The following is a 3,850-nucleotide window of genomic DNA, read 5'->3' on the forward strand; positions in this document are numbered from 1 at the left end:
ATAACTTTTCCTCCTTAAACAAAAAAAGGACACACCTACGCTATGGTTATGCGTAGGTGTGTCCTTTTGCAATATGATTTTTTAGTATTGGATTATTTCTATTATAGCACATTATCTATGTTTGTATGTTTCGTACATAGTATTTATATATATATATAAAATAAAAGAAATTAAGACTAAGATTGCTAGCAAATAATAAACTTATTAATATTATTGCTCCAATAGGGTAATTATTAAGTTCACCTTGTTCAAACTAAGTATCGTTCTTGTTTTTTTAATTGAATTAAAATATCCTTATTTTGTTCTAATCATATTATCACCGACCACAACATCGATGTTATCTCCAATATTTATATGTTCATACAAGCTTTTCTCAACTGACACTTTATATTCTTTCTCCTCTACATTTACTTTTAGATAATACCTTTTCTCACCATCAGAAACGCTTGTACTTGTCGTTGTCATCGGTACACTCATGTTAATACCCGGTACAAACATAGAAGACGTATCAAAGGTTGTATCCATTTCAAGATCTTCTTCCTTTTCCTCTTTCCCTAATACTACTCCTTGTTTATCTTCGCCACTTAAGTGTTCCTTTTGTTCCTGCAACATATGATCCACCAATTTATTACCTTGGTATTCACTGTACCAAACAAAACCAAATACCAAGCAGATCCCAAACAAAACTGCTCCTGCATTCACTTTCCAATTCATCTAAAAATCACACCTTTCTATCATCAGTGATTACTTTTCCACGAAATGCTGTAAACGTCCCCATGTTATCAACTCATATTTAAATTAAAGTAATAATTTTTATTCGAATCTAAAGCCAACCAAACATTTTAAGAATAAATGAAATTCCCATAGTAATAATAAAAACAACTGTCATAAATACAATCACTCTTTTAAAAGTTCCGTGACTCAATAAATATCATCTCATTTCTGTATAAAAATCATATTAATATTACTCTTAGGATCTATTATTAAAATTTTTTCTTTATTCAATGCCGATTCTAATATTTCTTTTGCTTTAGATAGAGTATACATTCCACTCATTCCTCTTAACTCTCCACTAGTTATGATAACTTTAAAATTTTTCATTTTGTTATTATCACAATTTCCACATGTGCCCTTAATATCGGAAATATTGTTTTCCTTACCGCAATCTTCACATTGAAAAAGTAATCCCACTATAAACATCTCCTATATTTAAAGCTTTTAATTATTTGCTACTACATTCGAATGGATTTTTAAAAATATTATTTAACCTCAATTACAATAACAATTAGCTTTAAAAATAACCTTTATTCAATAAACTCTCTAAACCGTCCGCAAACTCTTTATCTTCTTGCCATTTACTTGTTCTCTTTATATCGATTACTTCAGAGATAAAACGATGTAGTCCATAGTTTGTTTTACAAACCATTTGAGCCAATTGCTCCATATTTAATTCGATATTTACATTACAATATTGTTCCTTATCTAAATGTTTATAAAAATGTTTCCCAGTTGCCATTAACTCTTCATCCTCACTTTCCTCGCAATTTAACATCTATTTATAGTCCCTCTGGTTTTAGTAAAACCTTTACTTTATTTTTAAGAGCACCTTCCAATTCATAATAACTATAGTTTTCTTCAAGGAAGTGTTGAAAAGTGTCATATACACTTCTTCTCCATATAGTGTTATCAATCATCGGTTTAATTTTGTCATCTAGCTTCATTAATACATCCTTTAGGTTATCTCCATTAGCAACAGGGAGCCAAGAGCCTTCATTATAGAAATAAAACCCTAATTCCGTACTCAATTTTCCTTCACCATCTGTAATCTCTCTTACTTCATATGTGTGATTCGGATGAGGTGCAACCACTGCCCATATGCCTCTACTATATCTATCTTCCCAACATTGTAAATTCCAATTATGTTTTGATATTAATTCTTGTAGCGCATCCATTCTATTGCCTCCTATTGGATTAATTATGATTTATGCGAAAGTTAATTATGTAATTTTCCATTAAGAAAAGTTGCATAGGATTTATCTAACAAATTAAGCAGTTTCGTTAAATCCTTTTCATTTCGGTAACCAAACATTACTCCCTTGGTAAAATCACAATCTATAACACCGAGGAAAGGTAAAAAAATAATTAATTCGTTAAAATCAACCTTTGTTTCTTCATAATATATATAGTTATCTACCTCGCTCTTACGAGCATACTCTTTATAAAAAGAATAAAAATCCCGGTGAAATTTTGCTTTTAGTGGTGTAATAGGTATTTGTATACTACTCTCACCTATTGTTAAGCATCTTTGATAGAGTTGTAAGACACTTTTTTTAGTTACAGTAATATTTTTCTTCAAAGTAATTAAAACTATATTTCTATCGATTTCTTCAACATTCCAATATATCAAACTACGATTCATCAATTGGTTACACCTCACTTATTCCTTTTCAGGGTGATTGGAATATTATCGGATTTTTAATAGGACATAACTACTATATTATTACCGTTAATTTGAATATGTTTTAAATTAGCTCCTTTTGGTGCAAGCTCCGGTTTAAAGTTACTTTCTTCAAAAAAATGGACCTTTGTACCTTTCCCGGGTTTCCCGAGAACAAGAGAATTATTTTGACGTTTTTTGATTTTTTTCATTTTGATTCGCTCCTTTTCTACAAATTTCAAATTTAAAACCAATTAACAATTTCCCCTAAATTAATTTAAATCCATCATGCATCTTTATTTTTCCAAAGTAATTATATTCCGCTACTACTATCTCACCACAAATGAACTTCCATGTATCATTATTCAACTTTACAACAAATTGCTCACCTTCTTTTAAACCCTGTATAACTTCACCTTTATTATTATAAATATAGGAGTCTTTTGTTACTTCAACTTTAATTTCTTTTTTCATCTTATTCATATTCCTTTTTACTATAAATAAGGTAAAATGATATATTGTAATTATTAAAACCAAAAACACGATCAGAAAGAGACAACCATTAAGCATAATATTAAATCTTTCCACCGTATCTCCCTCCTTATTTAATATTTCATTAAAAAAGGACACACCTATGGCAGTGGTCTGCGTAGGTGTGTCCTTTTGCAACGTAATATCAATATATTAACTTACGTTAATTATAACACTTTTTATATTCTTACTCAATTTAATTTATATAATCACAGATAATATTTACTCCATCAGACATCTCAAAATACACCCTTTATTTCTAAAATATATTTTTAATCATTCTTTTTCATCTCAAAATCTTTTTGGTTTCCTTTTAGCTTATAATACTTCATGTTAAGACGAATAGATACTATGGAGATTACTATGAACCCTATTACATATAACATGTCTCTCTTTCCCCATTTCTTATTGTTTAGCGAACTTATTATGTAAATATTTCACATGTTTCTTTTCAATATCCTTATCCATAATGTTCGCTCGCAATATTGTTTGGTAGATGTGCTGGACCTCATCATTTGTTAGTTGCGCTTCAGTATATAATTCAATACATTTTTGTAGTTCGTTATAATACAGGACATGTTTATCATTAGATTGAACATTTACTCTTTTTAGACTGCATTTTGGATGGAACGCTGCAATAGAGATGGTCGGCAGTTGTTGTTCCATTACCCATTCAATAGCTTTTATATGTTTATAATTTTGTCGAAATGGATTTTGAAAAGAAGATTTCTTTCTAAAAATACTCTGTGTCCACCTTGCAGATTTCTCATTTCCACAGATCCAACCTTCGTAGTTTTTCGTCTCTATAACAAATACACCGGTTTCCGCGATAACAATATGGTCAATTTGCGTTGTATCACCATACTCAGTATGAATCGTAAC

8 protein-coding genes are annotated in these 3,850 nt (G+C 29.9%); all 8 read right to left on the minus strand.

Features of this window, described 5'->3' with window-relative positions; genetic code table 11:
- Positions 1–294: 294 nt before the first annotated feature.
- Positions 295–714 (minus strand): hypothetical protein, encoded by a 420-nt coding sequence (locus tag FOT98_RS30005; protein WP_001104249.1) that lies wholly within the window; start codon positions 712–714, stop codon positions 295–297.
- A 222-nt stretch (positions 715–936) separates the two neighbouring features.
- Positions 937–1,200 (minus strand): hypothetical protein, encoded by a 264-nt coding sequence (locus FOT98_RS30010; RefSeq protein ID WP_011167263.1) that lies wholly within the window; start codon positions 1,198–1,200, stop codon positions 937–939.
- A gap of 91 nt (positions 1,201–1,291) precedes the next feature.
- Entirely contained in the window at positions 1,292–1,552 is a 261-nt protein-coding gene (locus tag FOT98_RS30015) for a hypothetical protein (RefSeq protein ID WP_000930819.1), read from the minus strand.
- Between the two features lie 4 nt (positions 1,553–1,556).
- Complete coding sequence (locus FOT98_RS30020; protein ID WP_000339405.1) at positions 1,557–1,952, minus strand: hypothetical protein; 396 nt, start codon at positions 1,950–1,952, stop codon at positions 1,557–1,559.
- A 41-nt stretch (positions 1,953–1,993) separates the two neighbouring features.
- Positions 1,994–2,419 carry a hypothetical protein gene (locus FOT98_RS30025; protein ID WP_001082099.1) on the minus strand — a complete coding sequence of 142 codons (426 nt, stop codon included), beginning with the start codon at positions 2,417–2,419 and terminating at the stop codon, positions 1,994–1,996.
- A gap of 56 nt (positions 2,420–2,475) precedes the next feature.
- Positions 2,476–2,649: a hypothetical protein gene (locus FOT98_RS32635; protein ID WP_002163368.1), complete on the minus strand. Its 174-nt coding sequence runs from the start codon at positions 2,647–2,649 to the stop codon at positions 2,476–2,478.
- Positions 2,650–2,704: 55 nt separating this feature from the next.
- Positions 2,705–3,025 carry a hypothetical protein gene (locus FOT98_RS33165; RefSeq protein ID WP_000439354.1) on the minus strand — a complete coding sequence of 107 codons (321 nt, stop codon included), beginning with the start codon at positions 3,023–3,025 and terminating at the stop codon, positions 2,705–2,707.
- A 348-nt stretch (positions 3,026–3,373) separates the two neighbouring features.
- Positions 3,374–3,850, minus strand: a 477-nt coding sequence (locus FOT98_RS30035; protein ID WP_144291214.1) for a nuclease-related domain-containing protein, incomplete at its 5' end; no start/stop codon positions are given.

The organism is Bacillus sp. HY001 (assembly GCF_007558965.1).
Classification (GTDB): domain Bacteria; phylum Bacillota; class Bacilli; order Bacillales; family Bacillaceae_G; genus Bacillus_A; species Bacillus_A mobilis.

Bases quoted from the DNA above. Each gene is read 5' to 3' on its own strand.
- FOT98_RS30005 (WP_001104249.1), bottom strand. From the start codon at position 714: ATGAATTGGAAAGTGAATGCAGGAGCAGTTTTGTTTGGGATCTGCTTG.
- FOT98_RS30010 (WP_011167263.1), bottom strand. From the start codon at position 1,200: ATGTTTATAGTGGGATTACTTTTTCAATGTGAAGATTGCGGTAAGGAA.
- FOT98_RS30015 (WP_000930819.1), bottom strand. From the start codon at position 1,552: ATGTTAAATTGCGAGGAAAGTGAGGATGAAGAGTTAATGGCAACTGGG.
- FOT98_RS30020 (WP_000339405.1), bottom strand. From the start codon at position 1,952: ATGGATGCGCTACAAGAATTAATATCAAAACATAATTGGAATTTACAA.
- FOT98_RS30025 (WP_001082099.1), bottom strand. From the start codon at position 2,419: ATGAATCGTAGTTTGATATATTGGAATGTTGAAGAAATCGATAGAAAT.
- FOT98_RS32635 (WP_002163368.1), bottom strand. From the start codon at position 2,649: ATGAAAAAAATCAAAAAACGTCAAAATAATTCTCTTGTTCTCGGGAAA.